General features: G+C 53.7%; 22 protein-coding genes. 13 read left to right on the plus strand and 9 right to left on the minus strand.

The features are described 5' to 3' along the window. Window positions 1-125: 125 nt before the first annotated feature. Window positions 126-1,244, minus strand: coding sequence for a FecR family protein (locus TALK_RS12730; protein WP_085619440.1), 1,119 nt, complete (start codon window positions 1,242-1,244; stop codon window positions 126-128). A 133-nt stretch (window positions 1,245-1,377) separates the two neighbouring features. Next, window positions 1,378-1,896, minus strand: a complete 519-nt coding sequence (locus TALK_RS12735) for a sigma-70 family RNA polymerase sigma factor (protein WP_085619442.1) — start codon at window positions 1,894-1,896, stop codon at window positions 1,378-1,380. Window positions 1,897-2,192: 296 nt separating this feature from the next. Here TALK_RS12735 and TALK_RS12740 point away from each other — a divergent pair, with 296 nt between their 5' ends. From TALK_RS12740 to TALK_RS12800, 12 genes are all read left to right on the plus strand, one after another. Beyond that, window positions 2,193-2,570 (plus strand): c-type cytochrome, encoded by a 378-nt coding sequence (locus TALK_RS12740; RefSeq protein ID WP_085619444.1) that lies wholly within the window; start codon window positions 2,193-2,195, stop codon window positions 2,568-2,570. Window positions 2,571-2,858: 288 nt separating this feature from the next. Beyond that, entirely contained in the window at window positions 2,859-3,650 is a 792-nt protein-coding gene (locus TALK_RS12745; RefSeq protein ID WP_085619644.1) for an alpha/beta fold hydrolase, read from the plus strand. Between the two features lie 201 nt (window positions 3,651-3,851). After that, window positions 3,852-4,592 carry a substrate-binding periplasmic protein gene (locus tag TALK_RS12750; RefSeq protein ID WP_139833820.1) on the plus strand — a complete coding sequence of 247 codons (741 nt, stop codon included), beginning with the start codon at window positions 3,852-3,854 and terminating at the stop codon, window positions 4,590-4,592. Between the two features lie 337 nt (window positions 4,593-4,929). Beyond that, window positions 4,930-5,649, plus strand: a complete 720-nt coding sequence (locus TALK_RS12755; RefSeq protein WP_085619448.1) for a FadR/GntR family transcriptional regulator — start codon at window positions 4,930-4,932, stop codon at window positions 5,647-5,649. Further along, window positions 5,636-6,835: a PLP-dependent transferase gene (locus TALK_RS12760; protein WP_085619450.1), complete on the plus strand. Its 1,200-nt coding sequence runs from the start codon at window positions 5,636-5,638 to the stop codon at window positions 6,833-6,835. The genes TALK_RS12755 and TALK_RS12760 overlap by 14 nt, the downstream gene beginning before the upstream one ends. A gap of 30 nt (window positions 6,836-6,865) precedes the next feature. Further along, window positions 6,866-8,134 (plus strand): ABC transporter substrate-binding protein, encoded by a 1,269-nt coding sequence (locus TALK_RS12765; RefSeq protein ID WP_085619452.1) that lies wholly within the window; start codon window positions 6,866-6,868, stop codon window positions 8,132-8,134. A 128-nt stretch (window positions 8,135-8,262) separates the two neighbouring features. After that, on the plus strand, window positions 8,263-9,072 hold the full coding sequence (locus tag TALK_RS12770) for a carbohydrate ABC transporter permease (protein ID WP_245829875.1): 810 nt from the start codon (window positions 8,263-8,265) through the stop codon (window positions 9,070-9,072). Window positions 9,073-9,089: 17 nt separating this feature from the next. Continuing rightward, window positions 9,090-9,941: a carbohydrate ABC transporter permease gene (locus TALK_RS12775; protein ID WP_085619456.1), complete on the plus strand. Its 852-nt coding sequence runs from the start codon at window positions 9,090-9,092 to the stop codon at window positions 9,939-9,941. A gap of 10 nt (window positions 9,942-9,951) precedes the next feature. After that, the gene (locus tag TALK_RS12780) at window positions 9,952-11,064 is read left to right on the plus strand and encodes an ABC transporter ATP-binding protein (RefSeq protein WP_085619458.1); all 1,113 of its coding nucleotides are present in this window, start codon (window positions 9,952-9,954) and stop codon (window positions 11,062-11,064) included. Between the two features lie 477 nt (window positions 11,065-11,541). Continuing rightward, on the plus strand, window positions 11,542-12,396 hold the full coding sequence (locus TALK_RS12790; RefSeq protein ID WP_085619462.1) for a D-amino-acid transaminase: 855 nt from the start codon (window positions 11,542-11,544) through the stop codon (window positions 12,394-12,396). Window positions 12,397-12,731: 335 nt separating this feature from the next. Next, window positions 12,732-14,840 (plus strand): CTQ-dependent lysine 6-oxidase LodA, encoded by a 2,109-nt coding sequence (gene lodA / locus TALK_RS12795; RefSeq protein WP_085619464.1) that lies wholly within the window; start codon window positions 12,732-12,734, stop codon window positions 14,838-14,840. Between the two features lie 3 nt (window positions 14,841-14,843). After that, window positions 14,844-16,184, plus strand: a complete 1,341-nt coding sequence (locus tag TALK_RS12800; protein ID WP_085619466.1) for a tryptophan 7-halogenase — start codon at window positions 14,844-14,846, stop codon at window positions 16,182-16,184. Window positions 16,185-16,228: 44 nt separating this feature from the next. Here the strand turns inward: TALK_RS12800 and TALK_RS12805 are convergent, their stop codons facing one another. The 7 genes from TALK_RS12805 to TALK_RS12835 form a co-directional block, all read right to left on the minus strand. Further along, window positions 16,229-17,113 (minus strand): TIGR01459 family HAD-type hydrolase, encoded by an 885-nt coding sequence (locus tag TALK_RS12805; RefSeq protein ID WP_085619468.1) that lies wholly within the window; start codon window positions 17,111-17,113, stop codon window positions 16,229-16,231. Between the two features lie 181 nt (window positions 17,114-17,294). Then, the gene (locus TALK_RS12810) at window positions 17,295-18,560 is read right to left on the minus strand and encodes a quinone-dependent dihydroorotate dehydrogenase (RefSeq protein ID WP_085619469.1); all 1,266 of its coding nucleotides are present in this window, start codon (window positions 18,558-18,560) and stop codon (window positions 17,295-17,297) included. Between the two features lie 137 nt (window positions 18,561-18,697). Further along, window positions 18,698-19,141 carry a hypothetical protein gene (locus TALK_RS12815; RefSeq protein ID WP_085619471.1) on the minus strand — a complete coding sequence of 148 codons (444 nt, stop codon included), beginning with the start codon at window positions 19,139-19,141 and terminating at the stop codon, window positions 18,698-18,700. After that, window positions 19,141-20,382 (minus strand): MFS transporter, encoded by a 1,242-nt coding sequence (locus TALK_RS12820; RefSeq protein ID WP_169715024.1) that lies wholly within the window; start codon window positions 20,380-20,382, stop codon window positions 19,141-19,143. The genes TALK_RS12815 and TALK_RS12820 overlap by 1 nt, the downstream gene beginning before the upstream one ends. A gap of 7 nt (window positions 20,383-20,389) precedes the next feature. Then, window positions 20,390-22,813, minus strand: coding sequence for a TonB-dependent siderophore receptor (locus TALK_RS12825; RefSeq protein WP_169715025.1), 2,424 nt, complete (start codon window positions 22,811-22,813; stop codon window positions 20,390-20,392). Window positions 22,814-23,024: 211 nt separating this feature from the next. Next, window positions 23,025-24,092 (minus strand): FecR family protein, encoded by a 1,068-nt coding sequence (locus TALK_RS12830; protein ID WP_085619477.1) that lies wholly within the window; start codon window positions 24,090-24,092, stop codon window positions 23,025-23,027. 128 nt (window positions 24,093-24,220) lie between these two features. Further along, window positions 24,221-24,700, minus strand: coding sequence for a sigma-70 family RNA polymerase sigma factor (locus TALK_RS12835; protein WP_139833821.1), 480 nt, complete (start codon window positions 24,698-24,700; stop codon window positions 24,221-24,223). A gap of 567 nt (window positions 24,701-25,267) precedes the next feature. On the opposite strand from TALK_RS12835, the gene TALK_RS12840 reads away from it, so the two are divergent. Then, window positions 25,268-25,645: a fucose-binding lectin II gene (locus tag TALK_RS12840; protein ID WP_085619481.1), complete on the plus strand. Its 378-nt coding sequence runs from the start codon at window positions 25,268-25,270 to the stop codon at window positions 25,643-25,645. The last annotated feature ends 4 nt before the right edge of the window (window positions 25,646-25,649 follow it).

Here is a 25,649-nt window from a genome sequence, read left to right on the forward strand (position 1 = left end):
CATATGCCTGTTTGCGAATGCAAATAAAAACGCTTCTCATTCGCGCATACTTCACAAAACGTTGCCCCGAAGGATTTTTTCAAAAAAAGTTTCGGATTTTTTCAAACCGCTATTTGAAAACGGTTTCAAGACGCCGAAACGACCAGAACCCAGGGGGTAATCTGGCGAACAACGCCATTCTGCGCGCGCGCAATGCCGCGCAATGCCGCAACCGGATCGGCAAGATTATAGACCCCGGTCACCGGGCGGGCCGCAAGACCACCATCCGTCACGATGATTGTCCCGCCGTAATACCGCCGCACCTGATCAACCACACTGCCAAGCGGCTGATCCTGTGCGATCAATTGCGCCTGTCGCCATGCCGCCACCTGTCCAACCGGCACGTCGTTGCGTGTGACATTTCCCTGCCATGTCACACGGGCGGTTTGCCCGACTTCCAAAAGTTCGGATACCGGGGGTATCGCCCCGTCAAGATCAACCCGTACCAAGCCATGTTCGACCGTCACATCCGTTCCGCCCGGTTCGCGGCGCACGTCAAATCCGGTTCCCAAAACAGTGACGTCAACCGCATCACTTGAAACCCGGAACGGGCGTTCCCGATTGGGGGTAACATCAAAAAAGGCTTCGCCTTCCAACAAATCGATATGGCGCATACCGGTATCAAACCGCACCCGAATGGCGCTTTCAGGCGCCAATGTCACGGTGCTGGCATCGGCAAGCGTGATGGTCCGGACCTCGGCGGTTGCGGTTGAATAATCGGCCTGTAACGTGGTGGCGATTTTCGGTGCCATGACGAATGCCAAAAGCGATGCCGCAATCGCCATGCCGCCAAACCCAACCAATTGCCGCCGTCCGATCCGCCGTGCAACCGGTGAACGCCGTGAAGGTGCCGTTGATGATCGAACAAAAGAAGAAGCAGGGCGGGCTTGGTTTTGGGTTTGATCCACAACATGATCAGCGCCCACCCGCTGCGCGCTGCCATCCCCAACACCATCGCCGTTTTTGGCGCGCATTCCGGCAACGGCGGGTTGCCAGCGATCGGCATAGATCGGCAAGACACCTGCCATCATATCAGCCGCCTTGACCGTCGCATCCCACGCCTGTGCATTTACCGGGTCACGGTCACGCCATGTCGCAAATTGCGTCTGGATATCGCGATCATCGGGCGCGTCCTGTAACAGGATCAACCAATCGGTCGCTTCCTTTGATGCCTTGGCCCGGATCGGGTCAGTGGTGCCTGCCATGCGTCTCTCTTATCCCTGAACGGTGCCAAGCACAGATGGCGTGAAAATCCCGGTCAACGGGCATGACCTTGAACGCGCTACAATAACTAAACGCATTGGCCGGGTACTTTTCTATAAATTTTCCAAACCCGGTTCATGCCTGCCCCAGTCGCTGCTTGCAATGATCAATCCCGTCGGCCACCAGCTTATGCGCAAGTGGCACCGATATATCGAGGAACTCTGCGATCTCGCGAAGTTTCGCACCGCCAAAACGATGCATTTCGCATGCAAGCCGGGTTCGTTCCGGAAGTTCGGCCAGCGCGGCCGCCACAATGGCGTATTGATCCTTGTAAAGGGCGACAGTTTCCGGGTTCGGCGCGGCATCGGCTGAAACGCGAACCGCTTCGTCATAATCGCCTGCTGCCGTCACGCGGTTTTCGCGCACCAGCCGTCGTTTGCTATCAAGGGCCAGATTGCGAACGATGCGATACAGATACCCGGTGGCATCTTCGATAAACCGGCCCCGCGATGCTTCGTCAAAGCGCAACCAGGCTTCCTGCACCAGATCTTCGGCCTGACCGGAACTACCGATAATGCTGCGCGCATAAGTCACCAGCGCAGAACGATGGGACACAAAAAGATCAAGGGCGGCTGGTTTTCCGGGCAAAGGCATACTTCCCTCAGGACCGGCGTAAACAAGGATATTACGCGTCAATGATGTGACTATCAGATACTGAGACTAATTATCAATATCTTTTGCGCACGGTCCGTCACAATGCAATCGTACCTTGTTCTTTCGCTTAAAATCACACCCGCATTCATCCCAAACAAGCGAAATCATTTATCAATCAGGGTTATGATATATCCCTACGGATCGAAGGGATACTTGGCCTGCGCGCACAAACCTGTTAGCGACAGAGGTAAGGCACGCCAACTTGGCAAAAGATCAAAACAGAAGGATCGGGGATAATGCGCAAAAGCAGCATGGTCGTATTGGCAAGCGGGGCACTTGCCGCCACGTTCTTTTTCGTCAGCAATCAACTGGCCCATCGCGGCGAAGAACACGGCACTGTTGCGCGCGGCAAGGCAATTGCGGAACAAACCTGTTTGCGCTGCCATAATAAATTTGCCGGTGATCCCCATCCTGACCCGGCCCTCACCACCCCGCCCCCGCTTGCCAGTTTCGGGCAACGCTGGCCGCTGGAAAATCTGGAAGAGGCCCTGGCCGAAGGCATCACAGTTTCCCATGATCAACTGACCATGCCGGAATTTTCATTTACCCCGGAAACCATCGCCGATCTTCTGGCCTATCTGGGTGACCTGACCAAACGCGGGGATAAGCAATAAACCAGCCTGACAACGCCCAAAACCCGGATCACCGATCTGGCAGCCCCGATAGTCCCGACAGTCCCGATAGTCCCAAGTCGATAGCCCCCATGATGAACCTGCACCAAACCCGGCTTTGTAAAATCAGGCTCAGGGCCCAGGCCGGGTTGCCTTCTCACGTTCATGTGATCTTTCGTGATTAAATCGTACACGATTAATTATTGCGATAGTAAATCTCCAAACCTACAACCATTTCATCGCAACACCGTTTTGCCGATCACCGGCGAAACCGGGAAAAGGGAAGATGAAATGCTCAACGTGAAAAATCTGCTGGCGGCCACCGCCGTTGCATTCGGCCTGATGGCGGCACAATCACCGGCTTTTGCCACCGACACGGCAAAACCAACCATCGTTCTGGTTCATGGCGCCTTTGCCGCATCCGACAGTTGGGACGGCGTTGCCACGATCCTGCAATCTGATGACTACCCGGTAATCAGCGTCGCCAACCCGCTGCGCAGCGTATCTGGCGATGCCAGTTATACCCGTTCGCTGATCGACAATATTGTCGGTGATATTGTTCTGGTCGGCCATTCCTATGGCGGGCCGGTCATCACCAACGCCGCAAAGGGTGCTGCCAATGTCAAATCGCTGGTCTATGTCGCGTCTTTCGCCCCGGAAAAGGGTGAAACCATCGCCGAACTGGCGGCAAAATTCCCCGGCGGCACATTGGGCGAAGCGCTCGCAACTCCCATCCCGCTCGGCAATGGTGTTAACGACCTTTACATCGAACCGTCCAAATTCCATGCCCAGTTCGCCGCCGATCTCCCCGCTGATAAAGCCCGTCTGATGGCAACGGCCCAGCGCCCGGTCACCGACTTTGCCCTGAACGAGCCATCCGGCGATGCCGCATGGAAAGACCTGCCGTCATTTCACATCTTTGGCACCGCCGATAAAAACATCCCGCCCGCTGCCATGACATTCATGGCCGAACGCGCCAATTCACGCAAAACCGTCACCATCGACGGCGCATCCCACGTGGTTATGGTTTCAAATCCTGACGCAGTTGCCGACCTGATCATCGAAGCCGCCACCGCAAAATAAGTATCCCCGCCGCCCTCAACAATTGCCTGTCTTGCGCACCGCATGGGGAATGCGGTGCGCATTCTGCTTATCACCGGTCAGATCGCTTTCTTTGCCTGCCCCTCTGTAAATCTGTGATTGATTATCCATATGATCATGACAGATCAAGGAACAGAGGATCCCATGGCAGCTTGCGGCAGAATTACGTTGGTTATTCTATTAATGGTACTTGCACCAACGCTTGTGCATGCGCAAAAGCCACTGATCATCGCAACAAACATCTATCCGCCCTACGTCAATGAAGACGTCAAGAAAAGCTTCCTGCCCGCTCTGTTTGATGAAATCGGCACTGAAATGGGGATCGAGTTCAAGATTGTTCTGATGCCCTGGCTGCGCTGCGAACAGGAAGTCACCAACCTGAATATTTGGGGGGCAATCCCCTATACCCGAAACGCTGAACGTGATCAGTTATATCTGTTTTCCGACCAGATCTATACTTCCGACTCACATTTTTTTGCCTATCGGACGCCAGACAAGGCACCGGATAAAACAGTGCCTCTTGAATATGATGAGCTAACGGATCTGCGCAAATGGCGCATCGGCGGCATTCAAGGTTACTACTACGAACCGCTTTTTGACAAAGCATCAATGGATGTCGACTATGCCCTTTCCGAAAACCAGAATTTCCGGCGCCTGAAACTGGGGCGGATTGACCTTGTTCCTGCGGCAACCACTGTGGGCTGGCACCTGATCAAACAGCTTTTCCCGCCTGATATCGCAAAAAATTTCTATACGCTGGATAAACCACTGGTCGACGGTGGCACTCTTCACCTGATGACATCGAAAAACTATCCCGAAACCCAGATCCTGTTAAAGCGCTTCAACCAAGCCCTGACAAAAGTCAAACAAAACGGTACTTTCGCCCGGCTGGTCGAAGAATACGGCTTGGTAATGCGCTATTGATCCCATCGATTTTACCAAGGCACAGGATTAAGGCGGAACGACACAAAACCGCCTGCACTGTCATGCATGCCAGTGCCGATTCCAGATCGTTTTCTGGCGTAGCTCCCGAAAATTTTTCAAAACACCGAAAAAATGCAGCATAAGATGATCCGCGCCGAATGGCCCCAAACCCCTGTCTATTAACGGGTTTTGGCCCATTCGCAGGTGCAAAACATCATCCATGGTTTCTTTTCCGCTTGACTTGAACCGATTCAATTCCAAAATTGGTCTGACGTCTGATGACCGACCAAATAAATGGGTCATAAACAGGCGGATTGAAATCAGATAAAGGTGTGATGTGTCGCAAGCAGCGGGTGCCACTATTCGACCAATCGAAACGTCGGGGCGTCGCGATGCGATTTTGCAATCCCTGACGCAATTCATCGTGCAATCGGATTTGAAACCCGGCGACCAACTCCCCCCCGAACGCGAATTGATGACAGGCCTTAAAGTTGGCCGGTCCAGCATCCGCGAGGCGATTGGCCATATGCAGGCATTGGGCATTGTCGAAATCAAACGCGGGTCCGGCACATACCTTAAACGCCCGGTCAGCGAACAAACCCTGTTCATGCCGCTTTCCATCGCGACCCAGCGCGACGGGTTGTTGCAAACCCTTGAAGTCCGGCGCGGGTTAGAAGTCGAAGCCAGCATGCTGGCCGCCAAGCGCGCAACCCAAGAAGACATCGCGCATATGCGCACCGCCCTTGACGCGATGGAGGCCGAACATCTTGAATTTGGCACCGCCGGTCAGGCCGACCTCGTTTATCACCTGTCGATCTACAAGGCGTCGGGCAATCCCTTATTCGAACAGCTTTTGGGTCAGATGCGCGAAACCTTCGAAAGCTTCTTTGCCAAACCATTCAACCGGTCGGATTTCGCCCGGGATTCCTTTGAATTTCACCGCATGCTGTTTGACGCCATTGTCGCGCGCGATCCTGAATCCGCCCGTCAACACACGCTTGCCATCCTTGAAATTGTCGAAAACGACATCGTGAGAATGTCCAATGAACAACAGTAATTCAGATAAACCCGCAAACAGCAAAACACCGCACGCCCCCCTCGCGCAATCCACCCAACTTGCCTATGACGAAAGTCATTTCGCCAATGCGGTCGTGCCGCCGATTTTTCAGAACTCGCTTTTCGTGTTCGAAAACTTCGCCGAAATGGTCGAAACCTATGCCGGGCGCAAAAACCGGCCGGTTTATTCCCGTGGCCTGAACCCGACGGTGCGCGCGTTCGAGGAAAAGATCGCCACCTTAGAAAAAACCGACGACGCCCTTGGCCTTGCCAGTGGCATGGCCGCCATTTCATCTGCCGTCTTGTCTGTGGTCCGGCCCGGGGATCGTATTGTCGCGGTCGAACATCTTTATCCCGATGCCTTTCGATTTTTCGAAATGTTCCTGCGCGATATGAATGTCACGGTCGATTATGTCGATGGCCGCGATCCGACCGCGGTCGAGGCCGCCATTCCGGGGGCGAAAATCCTCTATCTCGAAAGCCCGACAAGCTGGACTTTCCACACCCATGATATCGCAGCCCTTTGCAAAATCGCCCGCGAAGCCGGTGCGGTATCGATGATCGACAATAGCTGGGCCTCGCCAATCTTTTGCCAGCCCGCCACATTGGGCTGTGACGTGGTGATCCATTCCGCCTCAAAATATCTTGGCGGGCATAGCGACGTTGTCGCCGGTGTGATTGCCGGATCATCCGAATTCATCGGCAATGTCCGATCCACCATCCTGCCTTATCTGGGCGCCAAACTTTCGGCCTTTGACGGCTGGCTGTTGCTGCGCGGGCTTCGCACCCTTTCGGCCCGTATGCGCGAACATGAAAGATCGGGATTGATCATTGCCCAAAATCTGGCGGATCACCCGGAAATCATCGCGGTTCACCATCCGCGTCTGGGTGGGCAAACGCCCCCCGGCCTGACCGGATCATCCGGTCTGTTTTCGTTCGAGTTTTCCCCGAATATCGACATTCCGACCTTTGTTGATGCATTGCGCATCTTCAAGATCGGCGTGTCATGGGGCGGACACGAAAGCCTGATTGTGCCCGCACTGGTGACGCGCGCACAAGTCGGCGGACCCAATTCGGCATTGCGGTTTGGCGTGCCCGAAAATCTGGTCCGCCTGCATATCGGCCTCGAAAGCCCGGACGACCTTTGGTCCGACCTGACACAGGCAATCGGGGCGAGCCTGAAGTAAGAATACTCTTTAAAAACAGGGAACTTCACAATGAATTGGAAAACAACACTTCTGGCAGGTGTGACATCACTCGCACTGACAAGCCAGGCCTATGCCGATACCACGCTTAAGCTGGTTGAAGTGATCACAAGCCCGGAACGCACCGAAACCCTTAAGGGGCTGGTGGCCGAATATGAAGCCGCCCATCCCGGTGTGAATGTGGAAATCACCTCCCTGCCATGGGGTCAGGCGTTTGAAAAATTCGCCACCATGGTATCCGCGGGCCAGACGCCCGATCTGGTGGAAATGCCCGATACCTGGCTGACCCTTTATGCCAACAACCATATGCTTGAAAGTCTGGAGCCGTATCTTAAGGATTGGGATGGCGCCAAAACCTTGAATGATCGGGCGATTGAATTTGCCCGCTCTGCCGATGATACCGCCTATATGATGCCCTATGGCTTCTATCTGCGCGCGATGTTCTATAACAAAAAGCTGTTCAAGGAAGCCGGTGTTACCGAAGTTCCCAAAACGCTTGAAGACTTCCGTGCCGCAGCGGAAAAAGTTTCCGCCCTTCCGGGTAAAAGCGGCTATTGCATGCGCGGCGGCCCCGGCGGCCTCAATGGCTGGGTGATGTTTGGCGCGGCAGCGGCCGGATCAAACGACTTCTTCACCAAAGACGGCGACAGCACCTTTAACTCCGAAGGTTGGACCACGGGCCTAGAATATCTTGTCGATATTTACAAAGACGGCCTGGCCCCGAAAGACAGCCTGAACTGGGGCTTTAACGAAATCGTCGCCGGTTTCTATTCCGGCACCTGTGCAATGCTTGATCAGGATCCCGATGCCCTGATCGCAATTGCCAGCCGCATGAAAGAAGAAGATTTCGGCGTGACCACCATGCCAAAAGGCCCGTCGGGCAAAGCGTTTCCGACCATCGGTTATGCTGGCTGGTCAATGTTTGCCGATAGCGAACATAAGGACGAGGCATGGGGCCTTCTGTCCCATCTGTCCTCCAAAGACAGCAACCTTGCCTGGAACAAACGCATCGGTGCGCTTCCGATCCATAACGGCGCTGAAAGCGATCCGTTCTTTGCCAGCCCGCAATTCGCCGGTTGGTTCAAAGAACTATCCGATCCGGATGTCCATCCGACCGTCATGCCAACCCATCTTGAAGAATTCGCCTTCTTCAAGGACAGCATCGTCATCCGCACCAGTCAGGAAGCCATGCTGGGCCGGATCACGGCCAAGGAATTGGCAACCCAGTGGGCTGAATACCTAAGCCCGGCACAGAAAAACTGGATGGCGGCAAATCAGTGAGCACTGCAATGCAGGCCGGAAAACTCCCCGTCGCAAGGCGGGGAGTAATCTCAAGAAGACTGTCCGGCATTCTCGAACCATATCTTTATGTTTCCCCCGCATTGGTTCTGATCATTGCGGTGATGTTGATGCCCCTTATTCTGGGGCTAAGCTATGCCTTCCGCGATATTCGGATTCTCAATCCGTTTAGCGGCGGCTTTGTCGGCATGGCCCATTTCCAGACCCTGCTGACCGATGATGCGTTTTTTGGCGCATTGGCCAATACCGCGTGGTGGACTTTCGGCTCCCTGTTATTCCAGTTCACGCTTGGCCTTATCCTTGCCCTGTTACTTAACCGGGAATTCCCAGGACGTCGGCTCATTCAGGCTTTGGTCTTTCTTCCCTGGGCTGTGCCGACCTTTTTATCCGGGCTTAACTGGGCCTGGATGTTCAACCCGGTGGTTGGACCGTTGCCGCATTGGTTTACCGCCCTTGGCCTGATGGATGAACCGTTCAACATCCTGTCCGATCCGGACCTTGCGATGTGGGGGCCGATTGTCGCCAATATCTGGTTTGGCATTCCGTTTTTTGCCATCACACTTTTGGCCGCCCTGCAATCCATCCCCAAGGAATTATACGAGGCCGCATCAATTGATGGCGCCACTACGCGTCAGAAATTCATCAGCATCACCTTGCCGTTCCTCGCACCGACCATTGCGATCACCTTGATGCTGCGCACCATCTGGATTGCCAATTTTGCCGATCTGATTGTCGTCATGACCAATGGCGGCCCGGCCGATTCAACCCAGATCGTTGCCTCCTATATCTTCACCCAAGCCTTCCGCCGCCTTGATTTCGGCTATGCCTCGGCGATTGCCGCTGTGCTGCTGGTCTTGTTGCTGGCCTATGCGCTGGGTGTGATTGCGCTGCGTCGCGCCATGACGCATGCCGATAGTTAGGATCAGGAACAGATAACATGAACCTTTCCGGAAATTCACCGACCCAAAAGGCGATCTATTGGGGCAGTCATTACCTGATGATTGCCGCCTTTGTCGTCTTTGCGCTGTTTCCGCTGTATTGGCTGCTTAAGGTTTCCGTGACACCAAATGACATCCTGTATACCGAAGGGGTGCGGATGTGGCCGTCGCGGACAACGTGGGAAAATTACACCTTCGTCCTGACCCAAAGCAACTTTCCGCATTACTTCATGAATTCCGTGATCGTTGCGGGTACCACGGCGATTGTCACCACCATGGTTGCCGCCGTCACCGGCTATTCGTTTTCGCGCTTTGCCTTTCGCGGCAAGGTGATCATCGTCGCCCTGATGCTGATCACCCAGATGTTCCCGCTGGTGATGCTGATTGCGCCGATCTTTAAAATTCTGGCCCCGCTTGGCCTGACCGACAGCCTGACCGGTTTGATCATCGTCTATACGGCGTTCAATGTGCCCTTCGCGACCTTCCTGATGCAGTCGTTCTTTGACGGCATTCCCAAGGACCTCGAAGAAGCCGCGATGATCGATGGCAACACGCGGTTCCAAGCCTTCCGGCGCATCATTTTGCCCCTGACCCTTCCGGGGGTCGCGGCAACGCTTGGCTTTGTCTTTACCGCCGCCTGGAGCGAGCTTCTCTTCGCCCTCATGCTGGTCAGCAGTGACGCGGCATCGACCTTCCCGGTTGGCCTGCTGTCATTCGTTTCAAAATTCAGTGTCGATTTCGGTCAGATGATGGCAGCCGGTGTGCTGGCCCTGATCCCGGCCTGCGCGTTCTTCCTGTTGATCCAGCGTTATCTGGTGCAGGGACTGACGGCTGGCGCGGTAAAAGGATAAGAGGACCAAAATGGCTTCTATAGAAATTGCAAATGCCGTCAAAAGCTATGGCGCGGTCGATGTCCTGCACGGGATCGACCTTGATATCCAGGATGGTGAATTCATCGTTCTGGTCGGCCCGTCGGGCTGTGGCAAATCAACGCTTTTGCGCATGATTGCCGGGCTTGAAGACATCACATCGGGCGATATTTCAATTGGCGGCACAATCGTCAATGAATTACAGCCCAAAGACCGCGACATCGCCATGGTGTTCCAATCCTATGCGCTCTATCCGCATATGTCGGTCGCCGAAAATATGAGCTACGCGCTTACATTGCGCAAAACCGCCAAGGAAAAGATCACGGATGCGATCACCAATGTCGCAGATATCCTTGGCCTAAGCGCGCTTTTGGAACGTCGGCCCAAGGCCCTTTCGGGCGGGCAGCGCCAGCGCGTGGCGATGGGGCGCGCAATTGTCCGCAAACCACAGGCGTTTTTGTTTGATGAACCGCTGTCAAACCTTGATGCGCGGCTTCGCGAACAGATGCGTTCCGAAATCCGCAAATTGCATCGTCGCCTTGGCGCAACTTCGGTCTATGTCACCCATGACCAGATCGAAGCCATGACCATGGCCGATCGGATTGTCGCCATGCATGACGGCATCATCCAACAGGTCGGAACCCCGATTGAAATCTATGATCGCCCGGCGAATATCTTTGTCGCCAGCTTCATCGGATCACCGGCGATGACCTTCCTTGAAGGGACCTATGAAATCGCGGCCAATGGCAATGCCGGGGTGCGCATTGCCGATGGTGCCCTGATCCCGGTGCTGCCTGCACAGGGGGCAACCGCCAATCAGGCGGTGACACTGGGTGCCCGGCCCGAACATATCGGCATTGTCGGCGATGACAAAGGCGGCATTCCTGCCCGTGTTGACCTGATCGAACCGATGGGCCTGTCAACCCTTGTTCATGTGTCGCTGGCGGGTAACCCGGTCAAGATCTTCACCCTTGATCGTCCGGATTTTGCCGCTGACAGCATCATCCACATCACGTTTGACATGGAAAAAATCCACGTCTTTGACACCAAAACCCAATTGCGCCTGCCACCGCAAAGCGAACCACACACCGCCAAAACGGCATAACCGGACGGTATCAACAGCCCCACCGAAACCTTCCGCGCCGTTTGCACCTTAATATCTACCCGGCGCATCAAACTCAAAGGCCGCAAGTCACATGCTTGCGGCCTTTGGCGTATCCCCTGCCCCAAAAGGCTCCTACACGCGCGAAGGTCACATGCCCCTTCTTCGTTATTTGCTGCTTCTTGGCATGTTTTGTTTTGGGATCACATCCGCATCAGTCATCCCGCACTTTAAACCCTATCGAATTTTATGCGACAAAACCCCCAAAAAACCGGCCATCACAACAACACATCCGGTTATTACCCCCTGACCAAAGCAACATTTCACCTTTTAGGCGCAACAACCAAAGCGCGACGCGACAAAAGGGGCATAGCTGTGCTATCGAATTGTCATACAGTTTAACGGCTCCAATGCGCGAATGCGATCACCCTCGCACCGCCCGATCCGTTTCCAACCTCGACAGCTCGACAGGAAGATGACATGCGTACTGTTTATGTGAACGGCCAGTATGTGCCGGAAAATGAAGCCACGATTTCGATTTTCGACCGTTCCTTCCTGTTTGCCGATGGCGTCTATGAAGTCACCTCGGTTCTGGATGGCAAACTGATCGATTTTAACGGCCATATGACCCGTCTTGCCCGCTCGCTTTCGGAACTGGGCTTTACCTATGTTCCCGATATTGATGAACTGCTTGCGGTTCACCGCGAACTGGTCAAACGCAACAATGTGACCGAGGGTCTGGTTTATCTTCAGGTCTCGCGCGGCTCGGCCGGGGATCGTGATTTCGCGATCAACAAGGATACCCCGGCAACGCTGGTTTTGTTCACGCAGTCCAAATCACTGATCAAATCCGCCCTTGCCGAACGCGGCCAGAAAATCCTGACCTACCCGGATGTGCGCTGGCGCCGGTCTGACATCAAAACCGTTCAGCTTCTCTATGCGTCGCTTCTCAAAACCGAAGCCGCCGCCAAAGGGGCCGATGATGCATGGATGGTACTTGATGGTTACATCACCGAAGGCTCGTCAAATAACGCCTATATCGTGACCAAAGATAACGTCATCGTCACCCGCCAGCTTTCCAACGACATCCTGCACGGCATCACCCGCAAGGCGGTTTTGAAATGCGCCGACGAATTGCAGCTTAAAGTCGAAGAACGCCTGTTCACGGTCGATGAAGTCTTAAACGCCAAAGAAGCCTTCTCAACCTCGGCCTCGGCCTTTGTCTGCCCGGTCGCCGAAGTCGACGGCACCAAAATCGGCGACGGCAAACCCGGCCCGATCGCCAAACGCCTGCGCGAGATTTACATCGAAGCCAACCGCGCCGCTGCGATCTGATCACCCCAAACCTTGCGTCCCAAAACACAAAACGCCGCCGGATCATTCGGGCGGCGTTTTTGTTTGGAACAACCATATCATCGAGGCCCCCTGCAATCCCCACTGAACTGCTTACCTGAGGCCACACGTCTTTTTTCCGGCGTCATCATTGGAAAAAATTCAACAATTCCGGCCGCCCGAACCCAACCAAAAAGTGTAGTTTTCGCATAAAATTACACTTTAAATTTAAATTACAACAATTTTTAACTTGACCCCCGCATACGGCTATATCAACTTAAAGGAATATAAAGTTTCCGATATACACGTAAAAATTAAAGCCGTTGTGGAGAGGCCCAATGAAATCGAAATACGAAATCTTTCCGAAGGTTGGCGTAGCCCGACTGGGAAACAGCCCAACAGACTTTTATCTGTCCCCTGCTGCAACAGGCGGTTTACCGATTGAATGTGATGCTCAGGGAAATGCCTCCTACAACAAAAACAAGACTGTACCTGTTAGCGCATTCAAAGACTCAGTCGGTCGCATCAAGCGTCAGGCAACCAAATTTCAGATCGTTGCAACTGACGGTGCGTCCCCAAAACCAATCAATCTCGACAGCGACGATATCGCTTCGATTGAATGGACCGTGCACATCGCCAACAAAAAACCGATTTGGTACACCTTTGCCGAGTTGCAAGGAGATTTGGAATTCGGGCCGGAAAACAGTTACGAGAACCAACATATTCCGGTTAACAATCCAGATACGCTAGACTCAACCGATCGTCAGAATCTGATCATTGACCCTGGCCCTCGTTCGATTTCCGGCAAAGAACAGAGCATACAGTTTTCACGCTACAATATACCTGACGACTACCCAAAAGGCTCGTTCCCGCCTGTCGATGCTGGCGGCGAACAAATTGATGTCCTTGGCGAACTTAAAACAGATTCCGACGGCAACCTTATTGCTCTTGGTGGCTTTGGCAAGGTAACGGGTGGCGGCAGCATTACCTCATTCCGCGGCGCCCCCGGATATTGGGATGATGTTTCGGATGGATTTGTTTGTGCGGAAATCACGCTCAAAGATGGTACAAAAATTTCCCCGGAACCCGCTTGGCTTGTTGTCGGAAGCCCAAAATATGTGCCCGAAGTTGTAAATATAATCACACTGGCCGACACCATGTATGACACTGCTGTGCGAAACCTCGATGCACAGCCATCTTTGTTCGACCCGGCAAAGCACACCGCCAAAAACAGCAAAAAATACTTCGCTGACATTGGCAGCTACTGCCCTCTTTACGGCTTCAATCCAGAATACGAAATTAACTTCGAAGCGCATATTCAACCCATTCTAGATGCCTTTGCACGCTACAAATGGGTCGCAAATATCCCGACAATGGATGAATTTGCGCACCCATCTTTTGATATGCGCGACAAAAGCAAAGAAAACGAAGCCCGCCGCTTGGCCTATTTCAAATATTTCCGCGTCCCGCTTCTCCCCAAAGACTATGACGCGTGCTATTCACAAATGGAACATGGCCCGGCGCAACTTGAACGTAACGGGCAGCCCATGATGCCGCTGAACTCGGGCGATAACTCAGTAACAAATAGCGGACCAATATATAAATTCCTGACACTTACGCCGACCCAGTACTTTTTCCTCTATCAATGGGCAAAAGGTCATTTCAAGTCCACATCAAAGCACCCGCGCAAGTCTGGATCCGCGTGTCATCAGTATTACCATCACCATCATCACGCACCGGATCAACCACTTGTGTCGCCACTCGCTCTCGCGGATTCAAGCAATTGCGTCGGCGGGCCTTTTTCACCAGGGATCGAAGTAACCTGGAGCGTAAGAAGCCCAAATATTTACGATAAACCGTTTCATATCATGTTGGCATATTCGCATCTCAGTCAGGCAAAGATGCAGGGACACTATCGCAAACAGGGATTATCTATTCAAACCCGCAACGAAACGGCACTCGATGACAATGGACGCAAAATTGGATGTGAACCGGGCGACCTGACAAAGCGGATGGCCATTCCATGGATGGCCGATTTTCAGGAATGCACGGTCCAGACCCCCAACATTTCCAATATCAACGTTAACCAGTTTGCGGACGGCTCCGGTATTGAAGTTCCGCCAACATATTATGTCTATTGGTGGCCCCCGCAGAGCCCGTTCAACATCACAACTGGCGCAATAGCCCCCCAAGATCAGGTGCTTGATGCCTATGTCAGTCAGGTTGATGGGCAACCTGTTGTCCCCGCGGGACAAAATGTCGAATTCCAACGAGGCATCCTCTCGCCAGCAGACATGATCAGCAACTGGTTCATGCTTGGCTTCGTTGTCAATCAAGGTAGCGAGGAAACACCCTATATTGTCGAAACAGAGCGAAACTTTGGACAACTTGCACAGTTCAAAATGAACAATGCCTATAACCTCGAGCTTGCGGCTAAAGGCAAATAAAACATGAGCAACACCATCGATGATACCGTTCCGTGCGTCGATGTCGCTATCATAGGGGGCGGCCCGGCAGGCACTTCGGCCGCCCTTACCCTCCTCAAACGCACAGATATTTCCGTTCTGGTCGCAGAATCTGGCGACTACAACCGGCTGAAAGCTGGTGAGTCTCTGTCTCCGGGTGTGCGGAACCTGCTTGATTATTTAACCATATGGGAAAGTTTTTCCAACTTGGGCCCGGTCGAGACATGGGGAAATCAAGCAGCTTGGGGAAGCAGCGAACTGGCCTCTTTCGATTTCATTTTTAACGTTCATGGCCACGGATGGGCAATTGATCGAAATAGATTTGAACGGATGATGGCCGAACTCGTTGAAGCGCGTGGCGGTGAACTCCTTCGAAACACACGCTGCCACTCCATCAACAAAACAGACGACGGCTATCTACTCACCCTTCGGCAACCAAATGGAACCGATCGTCACTTGAATGCACGCGTGGTGATTGATGCTGGGGGGCGAACATCGCGGTGGAATGATTCTTTACATCATCGTCATGATGATCTGGTCGGTGCAAGTACTCTGCTCCCGGCCGTATCACATCAACCAACCGCAGCAGTCACGACGGTCGAAACATGCGCCGATGGATGGTGGTACGCCGCTCCGGTACCACATGGACGCGTTGCTATCTCTTTCATGAGCGACTCAGACATCATTCACCAGCGGAAACTTTCCGAACCCGATAAGTGGTTTGCCCGACTCAAACAGACCCACCATATTTCCAGGCTTATCAACCTGCCAAATGCAGTGGCTGAAATACGTGTTGATCCGGCGTTTTCCGCCTGCCTCGTTCCCGCATCCGGCACCGGGATCATTGCGACTGGCGACGCTGCGGCCTCATTCGATCCATTGTCATCTGGTGGAATTCCACATGCTCTTGCAACAGGCATACAGGCTGCGCGTGTCGCATCCGACCGTCTTCACGGCGAAGGCCATCTTTTCCAAGCATACGAAACAGCAATCGCTCGTGATTTTCGCCAATACCTCCGTACACGCTGGCAAATTTACAGCATGGAAAACCGTTTTGCGAAAGCTCCGTTCTGGCAACGACGCCAAACCCCTGTCTCTCTTCCCCCGGAAAGCATGTTGATGGCGATACACCAAGAACGCAGTCAGACTGTGTTCATTCCCCGACAGGTGGTTGATCAAATCATTGATCTGGCACATCACCCGATTTCCGCGTCAGAGCTTGTCGGGCGCGTGCAGTCTACTTATCCAACACTCCCCGCAGAGCGTGTGATCCTCGGCGTTCAAGACATGATTGGAAACGGATTGACCCAATGCACCCCGGATTGATTATCTGCATCAATCCACGCCATCAGCCCCTCACAGGCCATATGTCACCAACAAAAATCCCCAACCGCATAGGTAATCTGCCGCCCTGTCACGCGCAGCAGATCATCCAGCTTCCGACGATCGGGCAACGTCCCGCGCGGTGCGTCCAGTTCCTCGGCATGGATACCGCCGGTGACAAAGGCGATATCAAGCCCGGCATTGTTTGATCCGGCCACATCGGTCGAAAGGCTATCGCCCACCACCAAAAGCTTTGCATCCGGTCCTTTATCAAACATCTGCAAACAGAAATCATAGGCACTTGCCAGTGGCTTGCCTTCCCAGCGAACATCACCGCCCAATTCTTCGTACCGTCCGGCAATCGCCCCGGCGCAAATAATGCGATCCCCGCCACGGATCACTTCCCGATCCGGATTTGGGCAAAGCATCGGCAAATTGCGTGCCTTGGCGGCATGCAGCAAATCTTCGTAAACTGATACCGCGTCATAATCGTCATTTGGCCCGGTCACCAAAAGCCAATCGGCGTCTTCGACCGTCTTGACGACCTCAACATCCTGGCCTTCAAACATCGACATATCGCGCACCGGCCCAACACGCATCACCTTGCGGCCAAGTTTGGCGTACCACGGGTCACTGCGGGCCAAAAGCTGTGTATAGGCGATCTCGCCGGTGGCCACCGCCGGACCATAAAGATCCCGCGCAATGCCCATATCCCCCATCCGTCCGACCACAACGCTGGACCGGCGCGGCGCATTGGATAAAAGCGCAACCGGCACCCCCGCCTTTTTAAGCGCCTGCATCGCGGCGATTGAATTGGGATAGGCCGTCACCCCGTCATGCACCACGCCCCAAAGATCAAGGATCACGGCATCATAATTTTTGATCACTTCCGACAGGCCGCTGATCATCTGATAGTTGGTGCTGACAGACATTTATGCTTTCCACTTCGTTATAAAATCGTCGTCATCGCGGCTTCGGCCAAATGGTTTCCCGCCTGCGCGGGAATGACGGGAAGGCACAAAGCCATCCCCCCATTCGTCACTCCTGCTAAGGCAGGAGACCGCCGGGGCCATCGCGCCGCAACTCAAAAAAAGGCGCGGCAAGCCCAAAACCTTATTCCGTCGCCCCGCCCTCGGACCCGGCTTTGCTTTTTGGCGCCGCCCGTTTGGATGCTGCCGTCGTTTTTGATGGCGTCTTGGCGGTTGGCTTTTTAGGGGGCGGTTTTGCCGCTTCGGCTTCGGCTTTGGCCGGTTTGGCTGCTGCCTTTACTGCTGCCTTGGCTTCGCGGGCTTCATCCGCCGGGGCGCGACGCCCGGAAATTTCGGGGAATGCGGCACCCACCGCATCGGAAACATGGGTAAAGCCATCCTTGCGCAACCGACGGGCCAAGTCTTCCTTGATCTCGGTCACAAGCTCAAGCCCGTGATAAACCAAGGCAGAATAAAGCTGCACCAGCGACGCACCGTTCAGGATTTTCTCATAGGCATCCTTGCCCGATGTAATCCCGCCAACCCCGATCAGGGGCACCTTGCCCTCGGTCAAACGGTAAAAATCCGCCAGAACCTGGGTCGAAGGTTCCATCAAAGGCGGACCGGAAAGACCGCCCTTTTCATCCTGATCATAGCTATTCAAACCGACCGGTCGGTCTATTGTGGTGTTCGACACGATCATGCCGTCGATCTTGACCTTAAGCACCACCGCCGCAATGTCGGCTTTGTCTTCCTCGGTCAAATCCGGCGCGACCTTAAGCAACACCGGAACACCTTTGGCAAAGTCATTGCGTGCTTTCAAAACCGCGTTCAGCAATTTTTCAAGCGGGGCCCGCCCCTGCAACGCACGCAAGCCCGGCGTATTGGGCGAAGATACATTAACCACCAGATAATCGGCATAGGGGCCAAGCGCCTTAACGCCCTTGACATAATCCTCGGCCGCATCGGCCGAATATTTGTTTTTGCCAAGGTTGGCGCCCAAAATGCCCCGGCGTGCCCGCTTGCGCAGGCGATCGGCAACAACTTGCGCCCCGTCATTATTAAAGCCCATGCGGTTAATCACCGCCCGGTCAGAATACAAACGGAAAAGCCGGGGTTTGGGATTGCCCGGTTGGGGTTCTGGCGTCACCGATCCGATTTCAACAAAACCAAACCCGTGTGACAGTGCCTGATTGGGCACCTCGGCGTTTTTGTCAAATCCGGCGGCAAGCCCGACCGGATTGGCAAATTTGCGCCCAAAAACTTCGGTTTCAAGAACCGGCGTCGCATCCATCGCGTCATCGTCACGCGGCACCAGATTTTGTTTCAACGCGCAAAGTGCCAAACCATGTGCCGTCTCGGCATCGATCCAGCGTACAACCGGCAAAACCAGCGATTTATACCACCCCATCCGACAGGCTCCGTACTTGTAAACACCTGCCCTGTTCTTACGCGTGGTGATGCAGCAGAGCAAGTTTCAATCTCCCGCTCTGCTGCTCCCCGTCACCTTTGGGTATCATCGCTATTGGTGAAAACAGCTTTCCGGGGTCATAACTCCAGCATCAATTTTCCGGCCAGCAGCGCCTCTTGCCGGTCTTGCACCACCTTCATCGGAAAATTAAACAGCCTTCCCGATATTGTCGCGATGCGATCTGTCAGCAAATTCCGCAGCCCTTCATCGCGGGTGATATAAATATAGCCTTTGCAATAGGTGTTTAGCGCCGTGCGATGCTGTTTTATCCAGACATTGGATGCTTTTTCATCCTCATGCGGCTCATCATCATGATCATGGCTGGCCGGAATCCAGACGGCGACAAAAGGCACCTTTTGATCCAAAAGCCGTTCCAACCCGCCCAAAACACCTTCCAGACGGTTATCATCGTCAAGTTCGGGAAACCGGACAAACGCAATCGGCCAACTGCCCAGATCAAAGAAAACCGGGCTTGGTACAGGCCCGAAAAAGCCTGCCGGCAAATTGTTATCAGCTAACATTAATCGTTTCTTCCAATGAGAGTAAGCAGAAGGAACACCATGGCAAACAGCGCCGCCGCCCCCGCCGCATAAAACAGCCCCCAATTAACAAGCGGTACGACCTGTGCCGCCGCCACCGTCATCAAGGTGCTGCCAAAACGGCTGATACCGTAATAAGCGGCATAGTCGGTGGCGGGCTGTGTTCCGGCGGACCAACCGATGATTTTTGTCGCAAGGATGACGTAAATCCCGCTCACCCCCGCACCAATCGCCACCGCCCCGACAATGGCAACCAAATGGTTTTCAAACGAAAACCCATAGGCCATGGCCAAAAGGGCGACAAAGGCAAGTGCCGCAAAGACCAACATACTGCGGACAAGCCCCATATAGCGCATCAAGGGGATGGAAACCGCCGATGTCACCAACATGGACAAAGGGCCAAGCGTGCCAACAATCCATCCGATTTCCCCAATCGGCACACCGATATCAACCAGCATCAATCGATTAAGCCCGACAAGGGGGAACATGATGCAACAGGCCACGGTCAACAAAAACAGCCGCATCCGCAACACAGGTGTCCGCAGCAACCGCATAAGGCTGGCGCCGCCGCTGTTTTCTGATGCGACACGGGGATTAAAGCGCGGATCATCCAATCCCCTAAGGGCAAGCACAGGACACAGCAACAAACCCAGCAACCCTGCCAGGATCAGGAAGGTTGTCTGCCATCCCAAAACGCCGGAAAGGGCGACAAAGACGCCGCCCCCCAGCATGGTTCCAACCGACAATGCGGCAAGTTTTGTCGCCGAAGCCACCGATCGCCAATCGGGGGAAATGACCTGTACCGCCAACGCATCAAGGGCAATATCCATGGTTGCAATCGCAACCACGATACCAAAGCCAAAAACGAACAGCGCCAATGGACTGGCCCCTTCGTTGAAGGCAACAACGGCAATGCCAAGAACGGCGATCCCCTGCATTGTCACGATCCAGCCAAGCCTGCGTGACAGGAATGGCAGGCGGATACGGTCAATCACAGGCGCCCACAAAAACGTCAGCCCAAAGGGCAAATACAACAGATAAATCCAGCCAGCCGTGGCAATATCTATCCCTTGGGCCCGCATGACCGTTGGCATACCGCCATTGACCACACCCATCACCACCCCAAATCCGACATAAAGCGCATTGAGCCCGAACAAAATCATGCTGTTCTGGCGCAATGCAGGATTATAGCGCATCGCGGCAAGCAAGCCTTCGCGTTGCATCGACGTCTTACCAAGCATATTTCAAAGAAACATAGATGGTTCGGCCATTGCCATAGTTACAAAAGTTGTTGCTAAGGCACGTGACATAGGTTTCATCGGCAAGGTTGGTGACATTCATCTGGGCTGTGACCTTTTCCAGACGGCTATCAAGCGCCCCAAGGTCATAGCGCATCATGGCATCAAACAGCGTATAATCCGGCACATCCAGGCGCGTGGCACCGGCAGTAAAGGCATTGGGGCTGTATCCGCCAACGGATTCACCGACATAACGCACCCCGCCGCCAACGGTAAGGCCATCCATCAAACCACGATCAAAGCTGTGATCAAGCCAAAGTGACGCCGTAACATCGGGAATGGCAATCGGTGCATCACCAACGTCATAGCCGACACTTTCCGTGACCTCTGCGTCGGTAAAGGTCACATTCCCGATAACATTGGTCTGCGCGGTCAACGCAACCTTTGCTTCAAATTCGACACCTTTGGAATGAACTTCGCCCGTTTGATATTTCTGAGTGGGCGATTTGGTCGCAACGACATCTTTCTGGACGATATCGAAATAGGCCATTGTAAACAGCGCATCAAACGATTGCGGTTCATATTTGACGCCAAGCTCGTACTGTTTGGCCGTGGTCGGGTCCAAGGCATTGCTCAGATAATCCGTACCACTTACCGGAAGATAGGACGTTGCATAACTGGCATAAGGTGCAACACCATTGTCAAAGTTATAAACGGTGCCTGCTTTCCAGCTAAAGGCAGTATCATTCTGGGTCTGGCGGGTATTTGTCCGGTTATTATCGGTGACCGTGCGAACATGATCAACGCGCCCGCCAAGCAGGAAGTTCCAATTGTCGATATCAAGCTGATCCTGAACATACAGCCCGGACTGGCTGATGGTCTGGTCCTGATCAATAAAGGGCGACAGCGATACCGATGTGGCAACCCCATAAACCGGGTTCAGATAATCAATCGACGGCGCAGAGGCACCGTAAAGACGAACCTGCGAGGAATCCGAATATTTATAATCGAACCCCATAAGCGCGGTATGGGCGACTGACCCGGTATCAAAATCGGCCTGTGCCTGCAAATCCGATGTCACCCCCGATGTCTGTTCGTCGGTCGTCAAGGCATATCGGTTGATCGTGTGATTGTCCGCGGCAAGACTTGACGTTGCAATATCCTTGGTCATCACATCCACGCTAAGATAGCGAAGATTGTGACGCATCGTCCAAGTATCGCTGATCTGATGTTCCAACTCGTACCCAACCGAGAATTGTTCCCGGTCAAAGTCGGAAAAAGCCGGATCACCATCATTGAAATCACGTGCAATCTGCCCGGCCGGACTGGTCAACAATGACCCAACCGTCGGCAGAATACCGTAATAACCGCCTTCCGGGTCGCGCTGATAATGGGTCAGGATCGTCAGCGACGTATCGTCGGTCAGCTTCCATGTTACCGATGGTGCGACATAAATACGCTGTTCCTCGGTGTTAACGACCTGGGTTTCACTATCGCGCCCCAAGCCAACAAAACGATAAAGAACCGAACCGTCATCCGTCACCGGGCCAGATACATCAACCGCGGCCTGATACCGGTCATGACTGCCGACAAGGAACTCGACCTCGCCGCGTGCTTCCTCGGTCGGGCGTTTGGTCACGGAATTAACCAGCCCCCCCGGCATCGCCGACCCATAAGTGGTTGAAGATGGCCCTTTCAGTACTTCAATCCGTTCCACACCATATGTGTCGCTTTGGGCAATGGCATATCCCGGCCCGCGCAACATGCTTAATCCGTCCTGATATTGGATCGGATCGCTTGGTGACCCAAAACCACGGATATAGGGAATATCATAGCGCGATGCCGAACCACGGATTTCTGCGGCAACACCGGATGTATAACGCAGGGACTGGGTAATGCTTTGCGCTTGTTGGATTTCGACCTGATCACGCGTAACAACCGAAATCGATTGCGGCGTTTCGATCAATGGCGTGTCGGTTTTGGTTCCCGTCGCACTGCGCGTTGCAACATACCCGTCAACCGGGCCTGTCGCGGTTTGGATCCGCCCCTCGACCATAACCGGGTCAAGCAATGTCGCTCCATCCTTGCCATCGACAATCCGTTCAATCGCAACGGTTGACCGCGAAACCGCATAAAAAAGACCACTCCCCGACAAAAGACGGCGCAGCGCCTCTTCTGTCACCATTTCCCCCTGAACGGCGGGTGCTGAAATACCCTGGGCAACATCCCCGTCAACAGTAACCTGAATACCCGATTGCTGACCAAACGCGACCAGCGCATCTGTCAGGGCCTGTGCCGGAATATTGAAATTCTGTACCGCTTGGAATTTTTCGGAAAAATCGGCCGGTAACGATGCTTCCTGTGCCCGGACCTGTCCGACCGGATAGACCGAACAAAGCGCCGTTGTTACCGCCAAAACCCCTGCGAATGCGACATGTCGATTGACCACCCCAAAACGAATTCTTTCCCCCTTGATCACGTCAAGTTCCACCTTCTGTTGTATGTTGACATCCGGCCACATCGCAAATGCGATTGCATCGCAATGTCGTCCTATAGAGGGAACGTCACGTAAAAGAGATTTTCTCTAAAAAGTTATATTTTTTGAAAAATTGTTGTTTCTCAAAAGGTTAACTATTGGAAACAATGACCAGCCAGGGCGACACCTGCCAAAGGACTGCGTTCTGTGCCCGGGCAATACCGTATAGGGCCTCCAGCGGATCAGCCAGATTGTAAACGCCGGTAACGGGTTTGGCGGCCAGTTCGTCACCAAGCACGATAATCTTCCCCGCATAATGGCGTCGAAGCTGGTCAACAACGGCGCCAAACGGTTCATAACGGGCAACAATCTGGTTTTGCCGCCAGGCCGCAACGTGATTTGCCGGGCGTTTCCCACGTTCATAGGACCCCGACCAATCAATGCGAAGCGATTGCCCCGCGCCGAGTGTCTCTGCGACAAGGGGAAGACCATCATTGATATAATCAACACGCACTTTCCCGTGCTCGACAGAAACATCAACGCCGTCATCGTTTCGCAGCACGTCAAAAGCAGTGCCAAGCACGGTCGTGTTAACGCCTTTGGCCGCGACCCGAAATGGGCGTTCCGGATTGGGGGAAACCTCGAAAAAGGCTTCGCCATCCAAAAGCCGGACATTTCGCACATCGGCATTATAGGTAACCGTAATCGCGCTTTCAGGTGCCAACGTCACGCTACTGCCGTCTTCAAGCGTGATGGTCCGCGTTTGCGCCGTGCCCGTCATGTAATCCGATTGCAGATCCCGCAAAATATTTGGCCCGACAATTGCCGCCACAAGACAGGCCGCAACGCCAAGCCCGGCAAACCCGAATGTTGTGCGACGCCCGAAACCGGCGGACCAAAATGGCTTGCGTGCAAGGCGGTCGGCCTGTTTTCGCCTAAACTGAAATGCGCGATCTCTGATGCTCTTCGCACGGTCGGCACGCCGCACGTTTTCAAGCAACGGCGTCCATTTATCGGCATGGACCGGCGTTGCCATATCCATTGCGTTTGACGCATGCTGCATGGCTTGCCATGCGGTTTGGTTTACCGGGCTGCGGTTAAGCCATTTTTCAAAATCGCCGCGCAGTTCTGCATCGTCGGGATCGTCCTGCAACAGAACAAGCCAACTCGTTGCGTCGCGTGATGCCGCTTTCTCGATATCTTGCGTGTTCGCAGTCATACGCTTCCTTCAGCCCCGACCAGAACGAACTGAAACGTTGGTGATCGACTGTTGCAATCCTAAAAGCCTTCTAATGACTAAACGCATATCACACGATTTTTTATACAAGTTTCCAGATTTCAGCAAGGTCACGGCCACCCCAGTTGCTCCTTGCAATGCTGCACCGCATCGGTCACCAATCTGTGTGCCAGCGGCAGGGAAATATCCAATGCCGCCGCAATTTCACGAAGCTTGGCCCCGCCGAAACGATGCATCTCAAAGGCAATCCGGGTACGGTCGGGCAATTGCGCCAATGCGTTCATGACCAAGGCGTATTCGTCCTTGTAAAGCGCCACGGTTTCCGGCGAAACCACGCGATCGGTACAGGCATTCGCCGCCGTGTCAAAGTCATCGTCGGTAATAATCTGGCTTTCACGTTTCATGCGACGTCTGCCATCAAAGGCCAAATTACGAACAATACGAAAAAGATAACTTTTTGAATCTTCCAGAAACCGTCCCTTTGACGCCTCATGGAAACGAAGCCACGCCTCTTGAACAACATCTTCTGCATGTGACCGGCTCCCGATGATGCTACTTGCATAATTCAGGAGCGCGCGTCGATGCGTCACAAAGATGTCCAGATTGCTTGGCTTCTGGCCCAATACTGTTCATTCCTCTTTCCCCGGCATGCGCATTGTCCCCACCGCTTAAGACAATAATCATCACACATGCCGCAACTTAGAATGCGGATCATTCTTATCAACGTCTAAAGATTTCCTGAAAACAGCGCAATAGTTATTCACGATATCAAACGCAGATAGCCCTCCAAGGCCGTCAACCGCGGGCATCCCCTGATCTGAAAATCAATCACTCTGGTCGTGCTTAAAAATCGGCGAAATATCTGTTTTTGCCAAGGTTGATGCCCAAAACGTCGGTTTCCAGAACCAACGTCGCATCCATCACCTCATCGTCATCGTCACACCGCACAAAACTTTGCTTCACCGCGCAAACGGCCAAACCATGTCCCGCCTCGGCATGGATCAATAACCGCCGACACGGCGAATACCATCGGCGACAGTGCTGCTTTTTTTCACATTCCGTTGCGCCAAACGTCCTAGTAGCCGGAATGACTTCGCAACGTCCGACCAATCTTTCGGGCCGACACTGATCGACCCCATTTCCAACAGGAGAAGCAAGTGACGTCTACAGCAACGGTAACACTTCCGGCCGGGCATACTGTTTACATGCAAGGCGCGACAAACGCCTCATATCAGCAGAAAGCAACGGTCACTATTCCCGGCCAATCACCCATGGTTTTCACCGGCCAGGGGGAAGGCAACAAAAGCTTTATCAATCAAAACTTTACCACACCGGCCGATGGCTCCGGCTCTGTCAGTGTGACCGTCGAAATCCAAAATTCAAGTAATGGCGGGCGTAGCTGGAACCCTTCAAGTGTCTCTCAGGGGCAATATTCGCTGATGGGGTTCAACGCGCAATATATCGTTTCCGAAGACGGCGTTGATCACGATTACAACGATTGTGCGCTCAGCTTTGTCTGGTGGATGCTCTCGTAACACA

The organism is Thalassospira alkalitolerans, assembly GCF_002115745.1.
GTDB lineage: Bacteria > Pseudomonadota > Alphaproteobacteria > Rhodospirillales > Thalassospiraceae > Thalassospira > Thalassospira alkalitolerans.